Source organism: Microbacterium sp. UBA3486 (assembly GCF_002377845.1).
Classification (GTDB): domain Bacteria; phylum Actinomycetota; class Actinomycetes; order Actinomycetales; family Microbacteriaceae; genus Microbacterium; species Microbacterium maritypicum_A.
Map to the genome: position 1 here is coordinate 346 of NZ_DFQP01000104.1, position 21,095 is coordinate 21,440.

18 protein-coding genes and 2 pseudogenes are annotated in these 21,095 nt (G+C 67.5%); 12 read left to right on the forward strand and 8 right to left on the reverse strand.

What is annotated here, in order from left to right:
• The 3 genes from B2869_RS16145 to B2869_RS16155 form a co-directional block, all read right to left on the reverse strand.
• The coding region (locus B2869_RS16145) for a biotin/lipoyl-containing protein (protein WP_292768950.1) at nt 1-138 on the reverse strand (138 nt) is incomplete at its 3' end.
• 67 nt (nt 139-205) lie between these two features.
• Complete coding sequence (lpdA, locus tag B2869_RS16150; RefSeq protein ID WP_021200696.1) at nt 206-1,579, reverse strand: dihydrolipoyl dehydrogenase; 1,374 nt, start codon at nt 1,577-1,579, stop codon at nt 206-208.
• A gap of 3 nt (nt 1,580-1,582) precedes the next feature.
• Nucleotides 1,583-3,055 (reverse strand): leucyl aminopeptidase, encoded by a 1,473-nt coding sequence (locus B2869_RS16155; protein WP_292768806.1) that lies wholly within the window; start codon nt 3,053-3,055, stop codon nt 1,583-1,585.
• 113 nt (nt 3,056-3,168) lie between these two features.
• Between B2869_RS16155 and B2869_RS16160 the strand changes: the two genes are divergently transcribed.
• From B2869_RS16160 to B2869_RS16170, 3 genes and pseudogenes are all read left to right on the forward strand, one after another.
• Complete coding sequence (locus B2869_RS16160; RefSeq protein ID WP_021200694.1) at nt 3,169-4,110, forward strand: proteasome assembly chaperone family protein; 942 nt, start codon at nt 3,169-3,171, stop codon at nt 4,108-4,110.
• 168 nt (nt 4,111-4,278) lie between these two features.
• Nucleotides 4,279-5,470, forward strand: a pseudogene (locus B2869_RS16165) (RNA polymerase sigma factor).
• Nucleotides 5,467-6,162, forward strand: coding sequence for a coenzyme F420-0:L-glutamate ligase (locus tag B2869_RS16170; RefSeq protein ID WP_292768809.1), 696 nt, complete (start codon nt 5,467-5,469; stop codon nt 6,160-6,162). The pseudogene B2869_RS16165 and the gene B2869_RS16170 overlap by 4 nt, the downstream one beginning before the upstream one ends.
• A 77-nt stretch (nt 6,163-6,239) precedes the next feature.
• Here B2869_RS16170 and B2869_RS16175 read toward each other — a convergent pair whose 3' ends face one another.
• On the reverse strand, nt 6,240-7,256 hold the full coding sequence (locus tag B2869_RS16175) for a sugar-transfer associated ATP-grasp domain-containing protein (RefSeq protein WP_021200692.1): 1,017 nt from the start codon (nt 7,254-7,256) through the stop codon (nt 6,240-6,242).
• Between the two features lie 80 nt (nt 7,257-7,336).
• Here B2869_RS16175 and B2869_RS16180 point away from each other — a divergent pair, with 80 nt between their 5' ends.
• Nucleotides 7,337-8,041, forward strand: a complete 705-nt coding sequence (locus B2869_RS16180; RefSeq protein ID WP_292768812.1) for an alanine racemase — start codon at nt 7,337-7,339, stop codon at nt 8,039-8,041.
• Nucleotides 8,038-9,078 carry an alanine racemase gene (locus B2869_RS16185; RefSeq protein ID WP_292768815.1) on the forward strand — a complete coding sequence of 347 codons (1,041 nt, stop codon included), beginning with the start codon at nt 8,038-8,040 and terminating at the stop codon, nt 9,076-9,078. The genes B2869_RS16180 and B2869_RS16185 overlap by 4 nt, the downstream gene beginning before the upstream one ends.
• 59 nt (nt 9,079-9,137) lie before the next feature.
• Here the strand turns inward: B2869_RS16185 and B2869_RS16190 are convergent, their stop codons facing one another.
• Entirely contained in the window at nt 9,138-9,356 is a 219-nt protein-coding gene (locus B2869_RS16190) for a DUF7455 domain-containing protein (RefSeq protein ID WP_021200689.1), read from the reverse strand.
• A 181-nt stretch (nt 9,357-9,537) separates the two neighbouring features.
• On the opposite strand from B2869_RS16190, the gene B2869_RS16195 reads away from it, so the two are divergent.
• The gene (locus B2869_RS16195; RefSeq protein ID WP_021200688.1) at nt 9,538-11,658 is read left to right on the forward strand and encodes a DNA gyrase/topoisomerase IV subunit B; all 2,121 of its coding nucleotides are present in this window, start codon (nt 9,538-9,540) and stop codon (nt 11,656-11,658) included.
• Nucleotides 11,659-11,741: 83 nt separating this feature from the next.
• On the opposite strand, the gene B2869_RS16200 is transcribed toward B2869_RS16195, so the two are convergent.
• Nucleotides 11,742-14,183: a DNA gyrase/topoisomerase IV subunit A gene (locus tag B2869_RS16200; RefSeq protein WP_292768820.1), complete on the reverse strand. Its 2,442-nt coding sequence runs from the start codon at nt 14,181-14,183 to the stop codon at nt 11,742-11,744.
• A gap of 95 nt (nt 14,184-14,278) precedes the next feature.
• Between B2869_RS16200 and B2869_RS16205 the strand changes: the two genes are divergently transcribed.
• Nucleotides 14,279-15,349, forward strand: coding sequence for an alkaline phosphatase family protein (locus tag B2869_RS16205; RefSeq protein WP_292768822.1), 1,071 nt, complete (start codon nt 14,279-14,281; stop codon nt 15,347-15,349).
• 59 nt (nt 15,350-15,408) lie between these two features.
• On the opposite strand, the gene sepH is transcribed toward B2869_RS16205, so the two are convergent.
• Nucleotides 15,409-16,458: a septation protein SepH gene (sepH, locus tag B2869_RS16210; protein WP_292768825.1), complete on the reverse strand. Its 1,050-nt coding sequence runs from the start codon at nt 16,456-16,458 to the stop codon at nt 15,409-15,411.
• 198 nt (nt 16,459-16,656) lie between these two features.
• Between sepH and B2869_RS16215 the strand changes: the two genes are divergently transcribed.
• Nucleotides 16,657-16,950: a DUF4193 domain-containing protein gene (locus tag B2869_RS16215; protein ID WP_029259298.1), complete on the forward strand. Its 294-nt coding sequence runs from the start codon at nt 16,657-16,659 to the stop codon at nt 16,948-16,950.
• Between the two features lie 113 nt (nt 16,951-17,063).
• On the opposite strand, the gene B2869_RS16220 is transcribed toward B2869_RS16215, so the two are convergent.
• Nucleotides 17,064-17,528 carry a DUF3093 domain-containing protein gene (locus B2869_RS16220; RefSeq protein WP_292768827.1) on the reverse strand — a complete coding sequence of 155 codons (465 nt, stop codon included), beginning with the start codon at nt 17,526-17,528 and terminating at the stop codon, nt 17,064-17,066.
• A 12-nt stretch (nt 17,529-17,540) separates the two neighbouring features.
• Between B2869_RS16220 and dut the strand changes: the two genes are divergently transcribed.
• The 4 genes and pseudogenes from dut to B2869_RS16240 all read left to right on the forward strand — a co-directional run.
• Entirely contained in the window at nt 17,541-18,014 is a 474-nt protein-coding gene (dut, locus tag B2869_RS16225) for a dUTP diphosphatase (RefSeq protein ID WP_046398983.1), read from the forward strand.
• Nucleotides 18,007-18,594, forward strand: coding sequence for a DUF3710 domain-containing protein (locus B2869_RS16230; RefSeq protein ID WP_021200682.1), 588 nt, complete (start codon nt 18,007-18,009; stop codon nt 18,592-18,594). Before dut ends, B2869_RS16230 begins: the two co-directional genes overlap by 8 nt.
• Nucleotides 18,591-19,325 (forward strand): DUF3159 domain-containing protein, encoded by a 735-nt coding sequence (locus B2869_RS16235; protein WP_021200681.1) that lies wholly within the window; start codon nt 18,591-18,593, stop codon nt 19,323-19,325. Before B2869_RS16230 ends, B2869_RS16235 begins: the two co-directional genes overlap by 4 nt.
• Nucleotides 19,326-19,478: 153 nt before the next feature.
• Nucleotides 19,479-21,095 (forward strand): annotated as a pseudogene (locus tag B2869_RS16240) (aconitase family protein); the annotation flags it as partial.

Here is a 21,095-nt window from a genome sequence, read left to right on the forward strand (position 1 = left end):
GGTGTCGACCTTGTCGGTCGAGATCTCGAGCAGGCCCTCGTCCGCCTGCACGGTGTCTCCCACCTGCTTGAGCCAGCGGGTGACCGTACCCTCTGTGACGCTCTCGCCGAGAGCGGGGAGGACGACGGATGTGCTCATGACTGAGTCTCCTTCAGGAAGTTGTATGACGCTTGTCTAGCTTAGTGACTCGGGCACCGGTTGGTGCTCAGAGGGCGTGCAGGGGCTTGCCGGCCAGGGCGAGGAAGGCCTCGCCGAGTGCCTCGCTCTGGGTCGGGTGTGCGTGGATCAGAGGAGCGATGTCCTCCGGGTGCGCCTCCCAGGCGACGGCGAGCTGCCCCTCGGTGATGAGCTCGCCGACACGGTCGCCGAGCAGGTGCACACCGATGACGGGGCCGTCTTTGAGGCGGACGACCTTCACGAGACCACCCGTTCCGATGATCTCGCTCTTGCCGTTCCCGGCGAGGTTGTACTCGTAGGCGACGATCGCGTCCGCGCCGTGTTCAGCAGCGGCTGCTTCCTCGGTCACTCCGACCGACGCGACCTCGGGGCTGGAATAGGTGACCTTGGGGATCTGCAGATCGGGAACGTTGACGGGGGAGAGGCCGGCGATCCGTTCGGCGACGGCGATGCCCTGCTGGAATCCGCGGTGCGCGAGCTGGAGGCCGGGGACGATGTCGCCGACGGCCCAGAGCCCCGGGACCCCGGTGCGCAGGTCTTCGTCGACGATCACGAAGCCGCGGTCCAGAGTGACACCGGCCTCTGCGAAGCCGAGGTCGGCCGTCGCCGGCCCGCGTCCGACGGCGACGAGCAGGTAGTCGGCCGTGAACTCCTTGCCGTCCTCGAGCGTGACCGTGACGGACGAGTCGTCCTGCGTGGCCGTCTGGAAGCGGGTCCCGAGGGAGTACTGGATGCCACGGCGGCGGAATGCCCTCTCCAGGCCCTTGCTGAGCGCGATGTCCTCGTTCGGGACGAGGTGCGGCAGCGCTTCGATGATGGTGACCTCGGAGCCGAAGGAGCGCCAGACGCTCGCGAACTCGACGCCGATGACACCACCGCCGAGGATCAGGACGCGGTCGGGGACGACATCCAGAGCAAGCGCCTGCTCGCTGGTGAGGATCCGTCCGCCGATCTCGAGGCCGGGGAGCGATCGGCTGTACGAACCGGTCGCGAGCACGACGTCCGCACCGACGTAGATGTCATCGCCGACGCTGATGCTGCGGTCTGGATTCAGTCGACCGAGCCCGGTGACGGTGGTGATGCCGCGAGCTTTGACGAGACCTTCGAGACCCTTGAACTTCTTGGCGACGATGCCCTCGCGATACGTGCGGACGCCGACGGGGTCGATGCCTTCCAGGGACGCCGTCACGCCGACCGACGCGGCATCGCGCACATGCTCGGCGACCTCGGCCGCATGCAGGAGTGCCTTGGTCGGGATGCAGCCGCGGTGCAGGCAGGTGCCGCCGACCTTGTCCTTCTCGATCAATGCGACGGACTTGCCGAGCTCACTCGCGCGCAATGCAGCGGCATAGCCGCCGCTTCCGCCGCCCAGGACGACGATGTCGAAGGTGTGGGTTGTCATATGTCATGCCTCCGTGTGGGATGCTTCGGCGAAGGCGACGATCGATCGGACCATCGCCCCTGTGGGGCCCTTCTCGGTGAAGCCGTACGGGGCGCCGGCGTGTTCGCCGGAGCCCGCGATGTCGAGGTGCACCCAGGGGATGCGCGGGGCGTCCTCGGCCTCCGACGTGCGCCCGACGAACCGGCGCAGGAACAGGCCGGCATAGGAGGCACCGCCCATCCGGTCGCCCATGTTGGCGTTCTGGAGATCGGCGATGGGGGACTCGAGCGACTCCTCCATGTACTCCGGCAGCGGCATGTGCCAGGCCGGTTCGTCGACCTGTGCGGTCGCGGAGATGAACGCGGAGACCGTCTCGACGTCGCCGAAGACACCGGTGTGCCGGTGGCCGAGCGCGGCGACGATGGCACCCGTGAGGGTCGCCACGTCGATGATGACGTCGGGATTCTCTCGGCTCGCGGCGACCAGACCGTCCGCCAGGACGAGGCGGCCCTCAGCGTCGGTGTTCTGCACCTCCACCGTGGTGCCGTCGAGGATGCGGATGACGTCGCCGGGGCGCAGAGCGCGGCCCGAGGGCATGTTGTCGGTGATGCAGAGCCAGGCCGTCACGTGGACAGGGAGCCCGAGAGTCGCGATCGCGCGGATCGCGGCGAGAGATGTCGCTGCTCCGGCCATGTCGAACTTCATGCCGACCATCGATGCAGCGGGCTTCAGCGACAGCCCGCCGGTGTCGAAGGTGATGCCCTTGCCGACCAGCGCGATGTGTCGCGATGCGTCGGCGGGGGAGTAGTCGAGGCGGACCAGGCGCGGGGGGCGGTCGGAGCCCTGCCCCACGCCGAGGATGCCGCCGAAGCCCTGCTCGGCGAGGTCTTTCTCGTCGAGGATCTCGACCGTGACGTCGAGGTCGGCGACGCTGTCGGCAGCGCTCTGGGCGAGCTGGGCAGGGCTCTGCCACTCGGCGGGAACGTTCACGAGGTCCTTGACGAGGGCGACGGCGTCGCCGAGGACCTGAGCATGCTCGGCGTCCTCGTCGTCGAGGGCGGCGTGCAGGGTGATCCTGGTGGCGCGAGCCTTGCCCTTCTCCGTGCGGTACCCGTCGAATTTGTGTCCGCCGAGCACTGCGCCTTCTGCTGCCGGCGCGGCGTAGGACTCCAGGCCGTCGGCGAGGGCGATGGCGACGTGCTCGAAACCGGCGAGGGTGCGTAGCGCTGTCCCGGTCGCATTGCGCACCGCAGCGGGGTCAGGCGCGTTGCCGACGCCGACGACGGCCAGCGGCAACGACGTCACCTCCGGGGCGTACACGCGCGCGAACGATCCTGCGGAGCCGGTGAAGCCGATACCGGCCAACGCATCGGCGAGGCCGGGATAACCGGCCAGTGAATCCGCCGAATCAGGGAGAGCGGCGACGACGAGCACTGCGGCATCTGCAGCGCTTCCGGGGAACTGAGCGGTGGTGTGCGAGAGCACGGGAAGCGTCATGCCTCCATCCTAGGATCTCTGTCGCAGCATGGTCGCGCGCCCTCGTGGCGCGTGTTCGCTCTCAGCATGATGCTCCGCGCCCCGGCCCCCAGCCCTGCTCGTAGCATGGACACATGCCCTTCTCCGGTGAGATCCACGAACGCGTCGCGAATGCGCCGACAGTGCCGCACGGCCTGCCCCTGGTGCTCCTTCTCACCGGTTTCACCGACGCGGGCAGCGCGGTGTCCGGCCTGATCGACCACCTGAGGGAGACCGCGTCGCCGGAAACCGTCGTGGTGTTCGACAACGATGCGCTGCTGGACTATCGCGCCCGTCGACCGGTGATCGCCTTCGACCAGGACCATCTCACCGAATTCCGGCCGCCGCGTCTCGAGCTGTCGCTTGCGACGGACGCGCTCGGTCGTCCCTTCCTGCTCCTCGCCGGGTACGAGCCCGACTTCGCGTGGAACCGCTTCGCGAGCACCGTCCTCGCCCTGGCGGCGGAGTTCGAGGTGTCGGGACTGCACTGGGTGCATTCGATCGCCATGCCTGTTCCGCACACACGTCCGATCGGTACGACCGTCAGCGGCAACCGCCGTGAGCTCACGGTCGCGCACTCCGTCTGGCGTCCGCGCACCCAGGTGCCGGCGACCGCCGGTCACCTCCTCGAGTTCCGGTTCGTCGAGCGCGGCGACCCCGCCGTCGGATTCGTGCTCCTCGTGCCGCACTACCTCGCAGAGACCGAGAATCCAGAAGCGGTGATCGCCGCGGCAGAGAGGCTGATGGCCTCGACCGGTCTGGTGCTGATGCTGGACGCCGTACAGGAGCGCCGCGAGGACTACCTGGCGCGCGTCGACGAGCAGGTCGCCGGGAACGATGAGCTGCAGCAGATGGTGCATAACCTCGAGCGCCGATATGACGCGTACATGGCGGGACGCAATCCCGATGACGACTCGTACGACGAGGGCGGGTTCAGTGAGCGGGACCTTCCCAGCGCCGACGAGCTGGCTGCGGAGCTGGAGCGCTACCTGGCGTCGCGTCCGTCGGGCGACGAGGACAAGCCCGGCCGCAATTGAGACGGATCCGCGAGAACTTCGTCGTAATGCGTCCGCATCGCCACACGTGTGCGATACTAGGACTCTGACCCGTTGTCAATCAGTGTTTTCGAGCGCTGGACTTGACAAGGGTCTTACTAGTGTCCGAAATGTCCCGGGGCTACACAGCAGCTCCGTGAAAGGCGAAACGTGACTCCTGCCACGACGAAGAACACCCGGACGAAGAAGGCTGCCGAAGAGACGACCGCCGACGCTCCGGTCGAGGCCGATGCGCCCGAGAAGCCCGCGCCCCTGAGCGCGGCGAAGCGTGCTGCCGCGAAGCGTGCCCCCGTCAAGAAGAAGAAGTCCGAGGACGTCGTCGAAGAAGACGAGGCTCCCGCCGCTGCTGCGGTCGAGGACGACGAGGACGAGGACGCGAAGCCGAAGTTCACCGAGCCGCTCCCGACCGGCGCGATCGTCATCTCGTCGAACGACGATGAAGACGTTCCCGTCTACTCGACGCAGATCACCGGTGCGACTGCCGACCCTGTCAAGGACTACCTGAAGCAGATTGGAAAGGTCGCGCTCCTGAACGCGGCCGAAGAGGTCGAGCTCGCGATGCGCATCGAGGCGGGTCTGTTCGCCGAGGAGAAGTTGTCGGCGATGACCGCGGCCGAGAAGACGAGCCAGCTCGGACTCGACCTGCAGTGGGTCGCCCGCGACGGACAGCGTGCCAAGAGCCACCTGCTCGGCGCGAACCTNNTTCCTGGACCTGATCCAGGAGGGCAACCTCGGTCTCATCCGCGCGGTCGAGAAGTTCGACTACACCAAGGGCTTCAAGTTCTCGACGTACGCCACGTGGTGGATCCGCCAGGCGATCACCCGTGCGATGGCCGACCAGGCCCGCACGATCCGCATCCCGGTGCACATGGTCGAGGTCATCAACAAGCTCGCGCGAGTGCAGCGTCAGATGCTGCAGGATCTCGGCCGCGAACCCACGCCGGAAGAGCTCAGCCGTGAGCTCGACATGACGCCCGAGAAGGTCGTCGAGGTGCAGAAGTACGGCCGCGAGCCGATCTCGCTGCACACGCCGCTGGGTGAAGACGGTGACAGCGAGTTCGGCGACCTGATCGAGGACACCGAGGCCGTGGTTCCGGCCGACGCGGTGGGCTTCACCATGCTGCAGCGTCAGCTGGAGCAGCTGCTCGACTCGCTCTCCGAGCGCGAAGCCGGCGTGATCCGGATGCGTTTCGGCCTGGGCGACGGTCAGCCGAAGACTCTCGACCAGATCGGCGACACCTTCGGCGTGACGCGTGAGCGCATCCGTCAGATCGAGTCGAAGACCATGGCGAAGCTCCGGCACCCGAGCCGTTCGCAGTCCCTGCGGGACTACCTCGAATGAGCCAGGCGAACGACGGTAAGGCGCTCGAGGCGAGCGTCGACGGCAAGAGCTATGCGCGTATTCCTCTGCGTACCCGTGTGGTCATGCCCGAGGACGACCTCGATGCGATCATCAGGGAGTACGCCAAGGACGCCGTGCAGCCGGGCGACCTGCTGTTCGTGACCGAGAAGATCGTGGCGATCACCCAGGGGCGGTCGTACCGTCTCGACGAGATCAAGCCGCGCAAGCTCGCCCTGTTCCTCTCCAAGTACGTCACCCGCACGCCGTACGGCATCGGGCTCGGCATGCCGGAGACGATGGAGATGGCGCTGCGGGAGTGCGGCACTCCGCGGATCCTGTTCGCGTCGGCCGTGGCAGCGGTCACCAAGGCGTTCGGTCGTCGTGGTGACTTCTACCGCATCGCGGGTGACAAGGCGCGGGCCATCGACGGTCCCACCAAGCACACCATCCCTCCGTACAACGAGGCTGTCGTGCTCGGACCGAAGGATCCCGACGGCGTGGCCGCGCGGCTGAAGGCACTGATCGGTGGACAGGCAGAGGTGGCAGTGGTCGATATCAACGACCTCGGCGGCAACATCCTCGGGTCGACTCTCGACAAGGACGGCGAGCGTCGTCTGGTCAAGATCCTCGGGGACAACCCGCTCGGACAGGGACTCGAGTCCACACCGCTCGGCATCGTCCGCGCAGTCTGACCTCGGTCATCTGATCCGCTCAGAATGACGACGAAGGCCCCGGATGCTCGGCATCCGGGGCCTTCGTCATCTCTGTCTCAGAAACCGATGACTTCGCGGTACCGAGGTTTGTGGCCCGTGCGGATACCGGTGACGCTGGGCTTGTTCTCGTAGACTCCGGCGCCCCAGTTTCCCTCGACGAGGACGGGACCGTCCGGGGAGACGACGATGTCCCAACCGACGTACTGCACCTGGGGCACGACGCGGGCGACTTCGTCGATGAACGCGCGCACCTCGTCCATGTAGGGCAGCTGGAAGTCGGCGATGCGGAAACCCGAGTCCGGGTGCGTCTCGTGCACGTGCCCGTGTGAGTCGTACCCGGCACCGACGGCATGACCGTTCTCGTCGAGCATCGTGTAGAAGCCGCCGAAGGTCATCTGATCGCTCACCGCACCGCGACCGAACTTCTGGGCCATGGCGAGGATGTGCGCCTTCTCACCATCGAAGAACGCCGTGATGCGGGTGGTGTTCACCGTGCCGGGGCACACGGCCGCAAGTGCGTCGTGCTGGCGGATCACCTCTTCGATCAGCAGCTCGCCTCGAGCGAGGAGCCCCTGGTGGAACTCGTTCCAGTCGGTGATGTCGGCGGCGTGATAGCGATGCACTCCGGTCCCGGCCTGTCCCACCGGTTCCTTCGTGACGATCGTGCCGAGTCGCTGTGTGAACTCGCGCACCGCGTCGGCGTTGCCCTGGTCGACGACCATCCATTCGCGGTGCAGGTGGTCGGAGAACTGCTTGTCGAACTCGACCTTGTCCTGGAAGATCCAGCGGTAGTCAGGGTGGTCATACCGCTGCGAGAGCTGGTTCGAGACGGGATGCGTCATGTAGGTGTCACGCTCGGCCTTCGTCAGCATCGCGAAGTCGTAGTCGATGTAGTCCTGGAACCCGACGTTGTGGCGCGCGGCCGACCAGAGCATGTCCACGACGATCGCGGGAACGGCCTTGTGATGCTGAGCGGATGCCTCCTTGGCGCGTTCCACCACCGATCCGACGTCGATGCGGCGGGCACGTCCCATCAGATAGCGGATGCGGGGCGCGAGGGAAAGACGAGACATGAGGCTCCAGGGTCGGGGTCCCCACCAGTCTACGGGGGGCGGGACGGCCGACCTGAGAGTCGGAAGCTAGGGTGGAAGACGTGTGTGAGACGACTTCCAGCGCCCTGCCGCGTGCGATGATCTCCCGTTCGGCCCTGGCCGCGGGCGCCTCTGCTGCCGTGTCGGCGGGCGGCCGAGTCGCCGATCTACGGCGTGACGCCTGGGGTCACGGTGTTCTCGCCGTCGCTCAGCTCGTGACGGCCGCAGGAGCTGAGCGAGTTCTCGTCGACGCCCGTGGAGAGGTGGAGGCGTTGCAGCTCGAGGGAATCGACGGCGTCACGACGGGTGAGCCGGACATCGACGCGACGCTCCTCTACGGTCTTCCCGATGCGACCGGACGCACGAGGACGCGACCGGTGATGCGGCTGACGGGCCGCGTCCTCTCCACCAAGGGGCTCCGGCCGGGAGACGCCGTCTCCTACGGGTACACCTACCGTGCCTCGCGTGAGACCACGGTGGCGCTGGTGACCGGTGGGTACGCCCAAGGCATCGTGCGCGCGCTCGGAAACCGTGCCGAGGTCGAGATCGGCGGCGCAGCTCGCCCCATCGTCGGCCGGGTCGCCATGGACGTCTGCGTCGTCGACCTCCAAGGCGCGGATGCCGAGGCGGGCGCGGAGGTCACCTACTTCGGCGGCGAAGGTCAGGCGGGGTCCGCCATCGCGCACTGGGCCGCCGTCACCGGAATGAGCCCGGCGGAACTCGTCACCGTCGCCGGCGCACATGCCGAGCGGGGGTGGGAGGCATGAGCCGCCCGGAGCTGCGCCTGAGCAGCAGCACTTTCCGGGCGAACATCGACGCGGTGCGCGCCCGAGTGGCGCCGTCGACGTTGATGCTCGTGCTCAAGGACGACGCATACGGCCACGGACTCTCCTGGGCTGTCGAGTCCGCGGTCGACGCGGGCGTCACGTGGTTCGGCAGCTATGACATCCGTACCGGGCTGGCCGTGCGCAGGATCGCCGGCGGCGACGCCAGGATCTTCGCGTGGGTGACGTCGACGGACGCCGAGATCGACGACGCCCTCATGCAGAGGCTCGACCTCGGCGTCGGCACGAGCGACTACCTTCGGCGGATCATCACGCGCGCAGAGGCGCTCGGCACGTCCGCGCGCGTGCACCTGAAGATCGACACCGGCCTTCATCGCAACGGCATCCTGCCCGACGACTGGGCTGCGGCCGTCGCTGTCGCGCGCGACGCCGAGCGCGCAGGACTCCTGGAGTTCGAGGGGGTGTGGAGCCATATCGCCGAGGCGAGCGACGCGGACGACGACGTCGCACAATCGGTGTTCCTCGAAGCGGTCCGTACCGTGGAGGATTCGGGGACGACTCCTGCCGCGCTTCACCTGACCGCGTCGGCGGCGTCCTGGTGGCGCCCCGAACTGCGCGGAACGGTCTCGCGCATCGGAGCCTTCTGTTATGGCATCCGATCCGCGGACGGACCGGAACTCGAAGGCATCCTCCCGGCTGCGAGCCTCGTCGCGCCCGTCATCAGCGTCCAGCGGGACGACGTGACCATCGGCATCGGCAGTTTCGACGGATTCCCTTCGACACTGGCCGGAAGTCGCGTCGGCACCTCTGCAGGAACGCGCACCCTCACGTCGGTGGGACACACGACGTCGACTGTCGAAGGCTGGGCAGGAGCGACAGCGGGGGATCAGGTCGTGGTCTTCGGCGCCGGGACGCACGGAGAGACGTCGGCGACGACCCTCGCTGAGCGTATCGATACCGTGGGAGAAGAGATCCTCACCCGGCTCACATCACGTGTGCGGAGAGTCGTCGCCGATTGATTCGTGTCCGCTGACCGCAGTCGACTGACCAGGACCGGCCGACGTGCGTCAGGATTCGATCAGACCGTCTCGACGAGGCGGGCGGTCTCGTCGTGCCAGCTGGTGGCGATGCTGCGGAGCTTCTCTTCGTACTTGCGGCCGTGGTGGGCGCAGAACAGGAGCTCGGATCCGTTGACCTCAGCGGCGATGTACGCCTGAGCGCCGCATGAATCACAGCGATCCATGGCGGTCAGGCGGAACTCGACGGTGGAGGTGTCACGTTCGGTCGTTGCGTTCATCTCGGTGCCTCCTCGGGTGTCGGCTTCGCTGGGGGATTTGGTCAATACAACCACGCCCCACCTGTGCGCATGCCCGGTTTGCGGCGTGTTTCGCTCAGCGCGTACGCGACCCCCGTCGAGTAGCCCTCCGCGGGGAGTGTCTGCGGAGCCGGAACGACTCGCGAGATTAGACTCGGAGATTGTGAATGCCGAGTACTCCGCCCATCATCTCCAGGTGCTTGAAGGCCTCGAGGCCGTCCGCAAGCGCCCAGGGATGTACATCGGGTCGAACGGGTCGCCCGGACTCATGCACTGCCTCTGGGAGATCATCGACAACTCCGTCGACGAGGCGGTGGCCGGCAACGGCACGAAGATCGACATCATCCTCCATGCCGACGGCAGTGTCGAGGTCCACGACCGTGGCCGCGGCATCCCGGTGGACGTCGAACCGCGCACCGGTCTGACCGGCGTCGAGGTGGTCTACACCAAACTGCACGCCGGTGGGAAGTTCGGCGGCGGGTCGTACGCGGCATCCGGCGGTCTGCATGGCGTCGGCGCCTCCGTGGTGAACGCGCTCTCCGAGCGCCTGGACGTCGAGGTCGATCGCGGCGGCAAGACCTACGCCATGTCGTTCCATCGTGGCGAACCCGGGGTCTTCGCAGACTCCGGAGAGAAGCGTCCCGACGCGCCGTTCACCCCCTTCCAGGAGAAGAGCGAGCTCCGCGTCATCGGCAAGGCGCCCCGCGGCGTGACCGGTACGCGGGTTCGCTACTGGGCCGATCGGCAGATCTTCACCAAGGACGCGGCCTTCCAGCTCTCCGAGCTCGAGACCCGCGCCCGACAGACGGCGTTCCTCGTCCCGGGTCTCGAGATCGAGGTCGCCGACAAGCGGACGAATCGTCCGGATGCTCCCGAGCTCGGCTCGGAGGATGCGGATGCCACCGGGACGGTGACGTCCTACCTCTATGAGGGCGGGATCTCGGAGTTCGTCGACTACCTCGCGGTCGATCCGCCGGTGACCGACAACTGGCGCATCCAGGGGGAGGGGACGTTCAAGGAGACCGTTCCCGTTCTGCAGGCCGACGGGCACATGGTCGCCACCGAGGTGGAGCGCGTGTGCGCCGTCGACATCGCGCTGCGGTGGGGCACCGGTTACGACACGCGCGTGCGGTCGTTCGTCAACATCATCGCGACGCCCAAGGGCGGAACCCATCAGCAGGGCTTCGAGCAAGAACTCCTCAAGGTTCTCCGCACCCAGGTCGAGCAGAACGCGCGTCGCCTCAAGGTCGGCAACGACAAGCTCGAGAAGGACGACGTCCTCGCGGGTCTCACAGCGGTGCTCACGGTGAACGTGCCCGAGCCGCAGTTCGAGGGGCAGACGAAGGAGATCCTCGGCACTCCGGCCGTCCGGCAGATCGTCGCCCAGGTGATCCGCAAGGACCTGGCCCAGCGATTCAGCTCGACCAAGCGCGACGACAAGAACCAGGCGTCGCAGCTGCTCGACAAGATCGTCTCGGAGATGAAGGCGCGCGTGTCGGCACGTGCGCACAAGGAGACGCAGCGCCGCAAGAACGCACTGGAGTCGTCGACCCTTCCGACGAAGCTCGTCGACTGCCGCACGAACGATGTCGAACGCAGCGAGCTCTTCATCGTCGAGGGAGACTCGGCGCTCGGCACCGCCAAGAACGCGCGCAACAGCGAGTTCCAGGCGCTGCTGCCGATTCGGGGAAAGATCCTCAACGTGCAGAAGGCGTCGGTCGGCGACATGTTGTCGAATGCGGAGTGCGCGTCGATCATCCAGGTGATCGGTGCAGGCTCCGGCCGGACCTTCGACATCGATGCGGCTCGCTACGGCAAGATCATCCTGATGAGCGATGCCGATGTCGACGGCGCCCACATCCGCACCCTCCTGCTCACCCTGTTCTTCCGCTACATGCGACCGCTGATCGAGCACGGCCGCGTGTTCGCCGCCGTCCCGCCGCTGCACAGGATCATCGTGATGAACCCGGGCTCGAAGCCGAACGAGACGATCTACACCTACAGCGAGCAGGAGATGCACACGCTGCTGGCGAAGCTCCGCAAGGCGGGCAAGCGCTGGCACGAGCCGATCCAGCGGTACAAGGGCTTGGGTGAGATGGACGCAGAACAGCTGGCGAACACCACGATGGACCGTTCAGGACGGCTGCTGCGTCGCGTGCGCATGGAGGATGCGGAGGCCGCGGGCCGCGTGTTCGAGCTCCTGATGGGCAACGAGGTCGCCCCGCGCCGCGAGTTCATCATCGACTCCTCCGACCGGCTGTCGCGCGAGTCGATCGACGCCTGAGCCCCGGAGACACGGAAGAAGCCGGCACGGGTCATCCCATGCCGGCTTCTTCGCTGCAGGCGGTCACCCCGCCTGCGGAGCACTCAGACCAGGGTGCGGCCGATGCTGCCGATCACGCCTTCTACGGGCTGTCCGGAGGCATCGCGACGTGCGCCGGTCTCGGGAAGCTTGCGCACGGCACCGGTCGGATCGACCGCCAGCGGTGGCTGGGGCCCGACCCACGCGACCGTGAGGCGATCCTCACCCTTCAGGAATGCGTGCGCGCGCACGCCGCCCGTGGCGCGACCCTTGGCCGGGTACTCGGTGAACGACGAGACCTTCGCGCGCCCCGGCTCCGTGCCGGGAAGTGCGCTGTCGCCTCCGGAGACGGTGGCGACGACCGACTCGGTGGCGGGATCGACGACACCGAAGAAGAGGACCGATGCCCCGGAGCTGAGCTTGACGCCGGCCATGCCGCCGGCCGGCGCTCCCTGCGGGCGCACGGCGGAGGCCGAGAAGTGCAGCAGTTGCGCGTCGGTCGTGACGAACACCAGTTCGGCGTCGTCCGGCGCCTCGGCCGCGCCCACCACCGTGTCGCCCTGCTTCAGGCCGATGACCTCGAGGTCGGGCCGCACGGGAAGCGCGGACGGGACGATGCGCTTGACCGTACCCTGGGCGGTGCCGATGGCGATCGGCGTATCGCTGTCGAACCGCACGAAACCGAGAACCCGCTCGCCCTTCGTCGTGATCCCGAGGTAGTCGCGCAACGGCGTGCCGGCAGCGAGCTGAACCGAGGTGGCAGGCACGGAAGGCAGGTCGACGGGGGAGAAGCGGACGACGCGTCCGAGGTTCGTGAGCGCTCCGAGCTCGGCCCTGACCGTGGTCTCGACCGTGGTCAGGATCGCGTCGTGCTTGCTACGACGTGCCGGGGAAGTGAGCTCCTGCCCTTCGCCGAGGTCGACTCGGACCGTGCGCCCGGTGGTAGAGAGGATGAGCACCGTGGGGGCGTCGGCGATCTGCAGGTCGACCGCGCCCTTGGTGGCGCGGGGCTTGGGCGGTGCGGCGTTCATGAGCAGTGTGCGCCGGGGCGTGCCGTACGCGTCGGCCGCGGCATCGAGTTCCTTCGCGACCGCGGCGCGCAGCAGCACGGGGCTCCCCAGCAGTTCGCGGAGGGCAGCGATCTCGGCCAGCAACGCGTCTCGTTCGGCCTCGAGCTCGATGCGGGAGAACTTCGTCAGACGGCGCAGACGCAGCTCGAGGATGTACTCCGCCTGCAGCTCGCTCAGATCGAAGACCGAGCGCAGGCGCGTGCGGGCCTGCTCCGAGTCGTCGGATGAGCGGATGACCTGGATGACCTCGTCGATGTCGAGGATCGCGATGAGCAGCCCCTCGACGAGGTGCAGACGCTCCTCGCGCCGCTTCAGGCGGTAGCGGCTGCGCCGGGTGATGACCTCGAGGCGGTGGCCCACGTAGACGCTCAGCATCTCCTTGAGCCCGAGCGTGCGCGGCTGGCCTTCGACCAGAGCGACGTTGTTGATGCTGAACGAGTCTTCCAGCGGCGTCAGACGGTAGAGCTGTTCGAGGACGGCGTTCGGGTCGAAGCCCGTCTTGATGCCGATCGCGACGCGGAGTCCGTGGTTGCGGTCGGTGAGGTCGGTGACGTCGCTGATGCCCTGCAGCTTCTTCGACTGCACGGCGTCGCGGATCTTCTCCAGCAGACGCTCGGGGCCGACCATGTACGGCAGTTCCGACACGATGATGCCGGTGCGCCGAGGGCCGAGGGGCTCGATCGAGGTCTTCCCTCGGACCTTGAGCGCACCGCGTCCGTTCGTGTAGGCGTCTTTGACCCCGTCCAGTCCCATCAGGATCCCGCCCGACGGGAAGTCCGGACCGGGAACGAACTCCATCAGGTCCTCGGTGGTCGCGTCCGGGTTCTCCAGGAGATGCGTGGCGGCCGCGACGACCTCGATCAGGTTGTGCGGCGCCATGTTGGTCGCCATGCCGACCGCGATGCCGCTCGCTCCGTTGACCAGGAGGTTCGGGAAAGCAGCGGGCAGGACAGCCGGCTGTTGGAACTGGCCGTCGTAGTTCGGGATGAAATCGACGACGTCCTCGTCGAGGTTCTCGGTGAGCGCGAGGGCGGCGGCGGCGAGCCGTGCCTCCGTGTATCGAGCCGCGGCCGGACCGTCGTCGAGGGAGCCGAAGTTACCGTGTCCGTCGACCAGAGGGACGCGCAGCGCCCACTCCTGCGCGAGGCGCACCAGCGCGTCGTAGATCGCGGAGTCGCCGTGGGGGTGGAGCTTTCCCATGACCTCGCCGACCACGCGGGCGCTCTTGACATGACCGCGGTCGGGGCGAAGGCCCATCTCGGCCATCTGGTACAGAATGCGGCGTTGCACCGGCTTCAGACCATCGCGCGCATCGGGGAGCGCGCGCGAGTAGATCACCGAGTATGCGTACTCGAGGAACGAGCCCTGCATCTCGGTGGAGAGGTCGATGTCCTGGATGCGCTCCTCGACAGGCTCGGGCGGCGGGGTTTTCGGCATGGACTTCCTGAGGGCATACGGGAGCCTGTGTCAGACTGGCTCGGATGTCCTTCATGCTACCGTCCGCGTCGCCTAGTGCCCGGAGTGTCGTCGGGGTGGCGGACGACCTGCTCGCCGCCCTCCGCGGCGAATCGGCGCTGCTGCCGCGTGCAGACTCGGTCGTGCTCGTCGTGATCGACGGGCTCGGAGCGATCAGTCTGCGGGCACACGCCGGTCACGCACGTGCGTTGACGGCGGGGATGGCGAAGAAGGATGTCGCGCAGTCGGTCTTCCCCTCGACCACCGCGGCGGCGCTGACCAGCATCGTCACCGGTGTCTGGCCGGGGGAGCATGGCCTCGTCGGCTACCGAGTGCTCGATCCGGCCCGCGACGTGCTCGTCAACCAGCTCAGCGGCTGGGAGACCGACGGGATCGACCCGTATACGTGGCAGGCGGCTCCTACGATCTTCGAGCGCGCCGGTGGCGCCGGTCATGAGAGCTTCGCCGTGGGGTTCGCCGGATACGCGCACAGCGGCTTCACCAAAGCCACGCTCCGAGGTGCCGAGTTCGTCGCAGCCACCACAGCGGCGTCGCGTATCGAAGCCGCCTATGCGCTCGCTCAGTCCCATCCGGGCTCGCTCGTCTACTGCTACCTTCCAGAGGTCGACAAGGCCGGCCACAAGTACGGCATCGCCTCGTCCGAATGGGTCGCGGCGCTCGAGGACGTCGATGCCGCTCTTTCCGCACGGGTGCCCCCGGGCGTCGGCGTCGTGGTCACGTCGGATCATGGGATGGTCGATGTGGCGCCGAACCGACAGGTCGTGCTCGAAGCGGACCACCTCGAAGGTGTCCGACACGTGGGTGGTGAACCGCGGATGCTGCACGCCTATCTGGAGCCCGATGCGGATGGCGTCTCGCTGGTATCGCGCTGGCGTGCGGATCTCGAGGGGGTCGCCGATGTCGTCACCCGCGAGGAGGCCGTGCGTGCGGGCCTCTTCGGACCCACGGTCTCCGAGGCAGCCTCGCCTCGGATCGGTGACGTGCTCGCGATCGCGCGTGGGTCGTGGGCGGTCTATGACGGCACGGCTGCGGACCAGCGCGGTCGCGGAATGGTCGGCCAGCACGGTGCACTCACACCGGAGGAGCGGCAGGTCCCCGTCGTCAGGCTCGGCGCTTTCGCTCGCTGACGACGATCGCCCGGTATGCTCTCCGGCTCGACTTCCCGGCGAGCACCCTCAGGCCGGTCTCACTCGTCCGTTCGTGCGCCGAAGACGATCTCGTCCCAGGAGGGCATGGCGTTGCGACGACGTCTCCGGCCCGTGGATTCGCCGGAATCCGAGTTGGTCGTCTGAGGCGCGGGCTGCGGAGACTGCGCCTCGTCGTCCGGCTGCTCCAGGACCTCGAAGAGCGAGATCGGGCTCTGATCGGCGCGATCTGCGTCCGTGGGCTCATCCAGCAGCGGCGCGGTCTCGCGCTGGCCGCGACGACGGCGGAGAGCTTCGAGAAGGTCTGCGGTCTCGGGGCTCGTCGTCTGTGATGCCGGTGCGCGCTTGATCGCCGCGTCCTGTGCGGCCGCGTCGGAACGCTCGGGAAGAGAGGGATCCTCGATCTCGGCGTCGGGAGCAGGGAGCAGACGAGGGCCGAATGCGCCGGAGTCGAAGCGGCTTTCATCCTTGTACGGAGAGGTGATCCGTTCTGCGTCCACGGCCCGCAGGCGGGGGATGAGTCCCTCCGGCAGCGAGCCCTGGCGGGACAGCTGCGTGGCGTCCGCATTGAGCGGTGAGAGGGCGCTGCGGCGGGGATCGAAGCTCCAGCGGGCGTCGTGCTCGACGTCGTTGGCGGTGAATTCGAGCTTGATGGTCCAGCCCGAGTCCTCCTTCCAGCTCGCCCAACGCTCCGACGTCGCTTCGACCTCCGCGAGCTTGGCGCGGACGGCAACTCCGAAGGTGGGCTGCGCGTCGGGCTCGACCTCGCTGCCGATGAGAACGGGAACGGCGAGGGCCTGGCCGATGACGTGCTCGCGTTCGGCCAGGACGGGGCCTTCGAAACGGACGACGTCGTCGACGCTGATACCCAGGAGCTCGGCAACCTCCGGAGCCGTGAGACCGGCTCGGATCTGCGCCTGGATATCACGCGGACTCGCGGCGAGCTTCTGTGCCGTCGGCTCACTCTGACGGGTGGCGCGACGGATCTCGCGCTGCAGCATGTCGTCGATGGGCAGCGCGAACCGCTCGCCCGACTCGGTCGCGAGTACGAGGACTCCTGCTTCTGTGCCGACGATGGTGACGTTTTCCATGCGAATGCCCCTCTGATGGGTGTCTCATCATGGTGTCACGCATGGGGCATCCGGGCCGGGAATACCCTGGGCGTGCCGTGAGTTTGTTCAGGCGAACGGGCGAGCATTTGCGTTATGTCGTCCGGTCGTGCAAACTATGGCCGCCGAATACCCGACGGCGCACCACCCACTCGCACCATGAAAGTGGAGATCTACCGCATGGCAACCGATTACGACGCCCCCCGAAAGAGCGAAGACGACTCCGAGTCGATCGAAGCCCTGAAGGAGCGTGTGCCGGACAAGCTCTCCGGCTCAAGCGGGGACGAAGACTCCGACAACCCGTCGAGCTTCGACCTTCCGGGTGCCGACCTCTCCGATCTCGAGCTCGACGTCGTCGTGCTGCCCGCGCAGCAGGACGAGTTCACGTGCATGAGCTGCTTCCTCGTGAAGCACCGTTCACAGCTCGACCACGAGGGCGCATCCGGGCCCATCTGCAAGGAGTGCGCTGCGTAAGCAGTCCTCCGAGCGACGTATCACGCGCCCCCGACCACTCCGGTCAGGGGCGCGCTGTCGTATGCGGGTGCCTCTCGGCTCCGCACCTCAGCTCTGCCTCTTCGTGCCGCGTCTCAGCTCTGCGCAGCGCGGATCGCCGCTGCCAGTCGATCCGGCGTGCGTGTCGAGACGGTCCACGTGTCGACGGGGTCGTCCGGGTCGAGATTCGGGACGACGACGATTCCGTCGATGCCGCCGCGGATCAGGTGCCACCCGCGCGCCGGGAGCCCGGGGCCGCGAGCCTGCCGGGCATCGTCGCCGGTCAGGGCCACCGGCTCGCCGAGATGCTTCGTGTCGATGTGCGCGCGGCCGGCGCGCAGCACCGTGCCGATGACGGCGACGACAGGGGTGGCCGCGATGAAGCCCAGCACCAGGAGGGCCGATACGGCGGCGCCGAGGACCAGTGCGACGGTCGAGCCGATCGGCACGAAGACGAGCGACACCATGGGGCCGGCGACCGCGACGGTCACGAGCAGCCAGAGGCTCGGCGAGAGTCTTTCGCGGTAGCGGGGACGTGCGTCTGTGGCGGGGTTCTGCATTAGCCTCATGGGGTGACCGATTCCGTTGATGTCCCCATTATCGCTGCAGTGGTGCCCGGGTATGCGCATCCGGGCGATGCCGGTGCCGATCTGGTCGCGGCGGAGGCCGTGCACCTCGAGCCGGGAGAGCGTGCACTGGTGCCGACGGGCGTCAGCATTGCGCTGCCCGACGGGTACGCCGCTTTCGTGGTTCCGCGCAGCGGACTGGCCGCGAAGCACGGGATCTCGATCGTGAACTCGCCGGGGACGGTGGATGCCGGGTATCGCGGCGAGATCAAGGTGAGCCTGATCAACACGGATACCCAGAGCGCGTACGATGTGGCGGTCGGCGATCGTATCGCGCAGCTGATCATCATGCCGGTCACGCGCGCCACGTTCATCCCGGTCGACGAGCTGCCGGACAGTGTCCGCGGTGCCGGTGGGTTCGGTTCCACCGGTTACCAGGCAGCGACCCACCAGAACGAAGCAGGACAGGCCAATGACTGACAACAACGAGACCCCTTCGAAGTCGGCACCGCTGAATCGTGCCACCGACGGTCCCTTCGACGATTCCGAGGCGAACCCGGTCCGCCCCTACATCGACCTCGGCGGCATCAAGATCCTGCCGCGCGAAGGTCTGAACCTGCGCCTCGAGGTCGAGGAGCAGTCGAAGCGCATCGTCGCGGTCGGCCTCGATTACGCGGACTCCTCGCTGCAGGTGCAGCCCTTCGCCGCACCGCGCACCGGAGGACTGTGGGACGAGACCCGCGTGCAGCTCCGCGACCAGGTCAAGGCGCAGGGCGGCCGCGTGGAAGAGCGCGAAGGCCCGCTGGGCAAGGAGCTTCTCGCCGAGGTCCCGGCCACGGCGGCGGAGGGATCCGGTCTGCGCCTCGCGCGCTTCATCGGCATCGACGGCCCGCGCTGGTTCCTCCGCGGCGTGATCGGCGGCGCCGGCGCCTCGGATCCCGAAGCGGCGGAGAAGGTCGAAGACCTCTTCCGGTCGATCGTGGTCGTCCGCGGCGGATCTCCGATGCCTCCGCGCGACCTGATCCCGCTCAAGATGCCGGCGACCCCTGGTTCCGCGTGAGCACTCCCGAGCCCGACGCCGAACGCGAGAAGAGCACCTCCGAGATCCTCGGGGAGGCCCTCGGAGGAGTCGCGCGTCGTGCCGGGCTGGACCCGTCGGAGAGTGCCGCCACCCACACGGTCGTGTGGACCGCCATGGGCGGGTGGCGGGGCATCCTCGAGTCGGTGCTGCCCAGCCTCGCGTTCGTCATCATCTTCACGATCCGTCCCGAGCCGCTGATCCTGTCGCTCGGCATATCGGTCGGTCTCGCGGCCGTCTTCACGATCGTCCGACTCGTGCAGAAGTCGCCGCCCTCGGCCGCCCTCGGCGGTCTCATCGCCGCGGTCGCGGCGGCAGCGCTGGCTCTGTGGACCGGACGCGGCGCCGACAACTTCGTCCCGGGGCTCATCACCAACGCGGTCTACGGCTCGGTCATCCTGGTGTCGGCACTGATCGGCTGGTCGCTGATCGGCCTCGCCGTCGGGTTCCTGATGGGGGAGGGCACCACCTGGCGGAACGATCGCCGCAAGCGACGTGCCTACTTCTGGCTGGGGATCGCCTGGGCCGCGCTGTTCTTCACCCGGCTGGCTGTACAGCTGCCCCTCTATCTGGCCGGTGACGTCACGGCGCTGGGCACGCTCAAACTCATCATGGGGCTGCCGCTGTTCGCCCCGCTGATCGCCGTCACCTGGCTCGTGGTCCGCGCGTTGCACCCGCGCGAGCCCGCGCGCGAGGATGCCCCCGAGGCGTGATAGATTTATCTTGACATCAAGATAAATCGCAGGCTTTCGCCGGTGAGCTGCGCGGAGCAGACTGGTTAGGTCCGCCTTGCTAGCCGCAGGGGCTCGCTGGCGAGCAAGATGGAGGCGCCTGTCGCTCCCATCCGAATAGAAGGAGACGGATTCGTGTCCACGGTGAACAGCTTCGGTGCCAAGAGCACCCTGACAGTCGGCAGCACCGACTATGAGATCTTCCGCATCGACACGGTGCCGGGTTTCGAGAAGCTTCCCTTCAGTCTCAAGGTCCTCCTGGAGAACCTGCTTCGCACCGAAGACGGCGCGAATGTGACGAAGGCGCAGATCGAGGCGCTGGGTTCGTGGGATGCCGCGGCCGAGCCGAACACCGAGATCCAGTTCACGCCGGCCCGCGTGGTCATGCAGGACTTCACCGGTGTGCCGTGCATCGTCGACCTCGCCACCATGCGCGAGGCCGTGACGGCACTCGGCGGTGACGCGAACAAGATCAACCCGCTCTCGCCCGCCGAGATGGTCATCGACCACTCCGTGATCGCCGACCTGTTCGGCTCGGAGAACGCCCTCGAGCGCAACGTCGAGATCGAGTACGAGCGCAACGGCGAGCGTTACCAGTTCCTGCGTTGGGGCCAGACCGCGTTCAGCGACTTCAAGGTCGTCCCGCCGGGCACCGGCATCGTCCACCAGGTGAACATCGAGCACCTGGCCAAGGTCATCTACGACCGCAACGTCGACGGTGTGCTCCGCGCATACCCCGACACCTGCGTCGGCACCGACTCGCACACCACCATGGTCAACGGCCTCGGCGTGCTGGGCTGGGGCGTCGGCGGTATCGAGGCCGAGGCGGCCATGCTTGGCCAGCCGGTCTCCATGCTGATTCCCGAGGTGGTGGGCTTCAAGCTNNATGCTCGGCCAGCCGGTGTCGATGCTCATCCCGCGCGTCGTGGGCTTCAAGCTCTCCGGCGAGATCCCCGCCGGCGTGACCGCGACCGACGTGGTGCTCACGATCACCGACCTGCTGCGCAAGCACGGTGTGGTCGGCAAGTTCGTCGAGTTCTACGGCGAGGGCGTCGCGTCGGTGCCGCTCGCCAACCGCGCGACCATCGGCAACATGTCGCCGGAGTTCGGCTCCACCGCCGCCATCTTCCCGATCGACGACGTGACGCTCGACTACCTGCGACTCACCGGCCGCAGCGAAGAGGCCGTCGCACTGGTCGAGGCATACGCCAAGGAGCAGAAGCTCTGGCACGACGCCGCGCACGAGCCCACGTTCAGCGAGTACCTCGAGCTCGACCTCGGCACCGTCGTGCCGTCTATCGCCGGCCCGAAGCGCCCGCAGGACCGCATCCTGCTCTCCGAGGCGAAGTCGCAGTTCGAGCAGGACATCCTGAGCTACGCGACGGCATCGACCTCGGACTCGATCGTCGACCTCGAATCGAAGCACTCCTTCCCGGCCTCCGACCCCGGACAGGCACCCGGCGACGAAGAGCCCACCACGCGTCCGGTGCACATCAACAGCGGCGCACCGGCGAACGCCTCGAAGCCCGTGCCGGTCACGACGCCGTCGGGGGAGAAGTACATCCTCGACAACGGTGCCGTCACCCTCGCGGCCATCACCTCGTGCACCAACACGTCGAACCCGTCGGTGATGATCGCCGCCGGTCTCGTCGCACGCAAGGCTCTCGAGAAGGGTCTGAAGCAGAAGCCGTGGGTCAAGACCACGCTCGGCCCGGGGTCGAAGGTCGTCACCGACTACTACGAGAAGTCCGG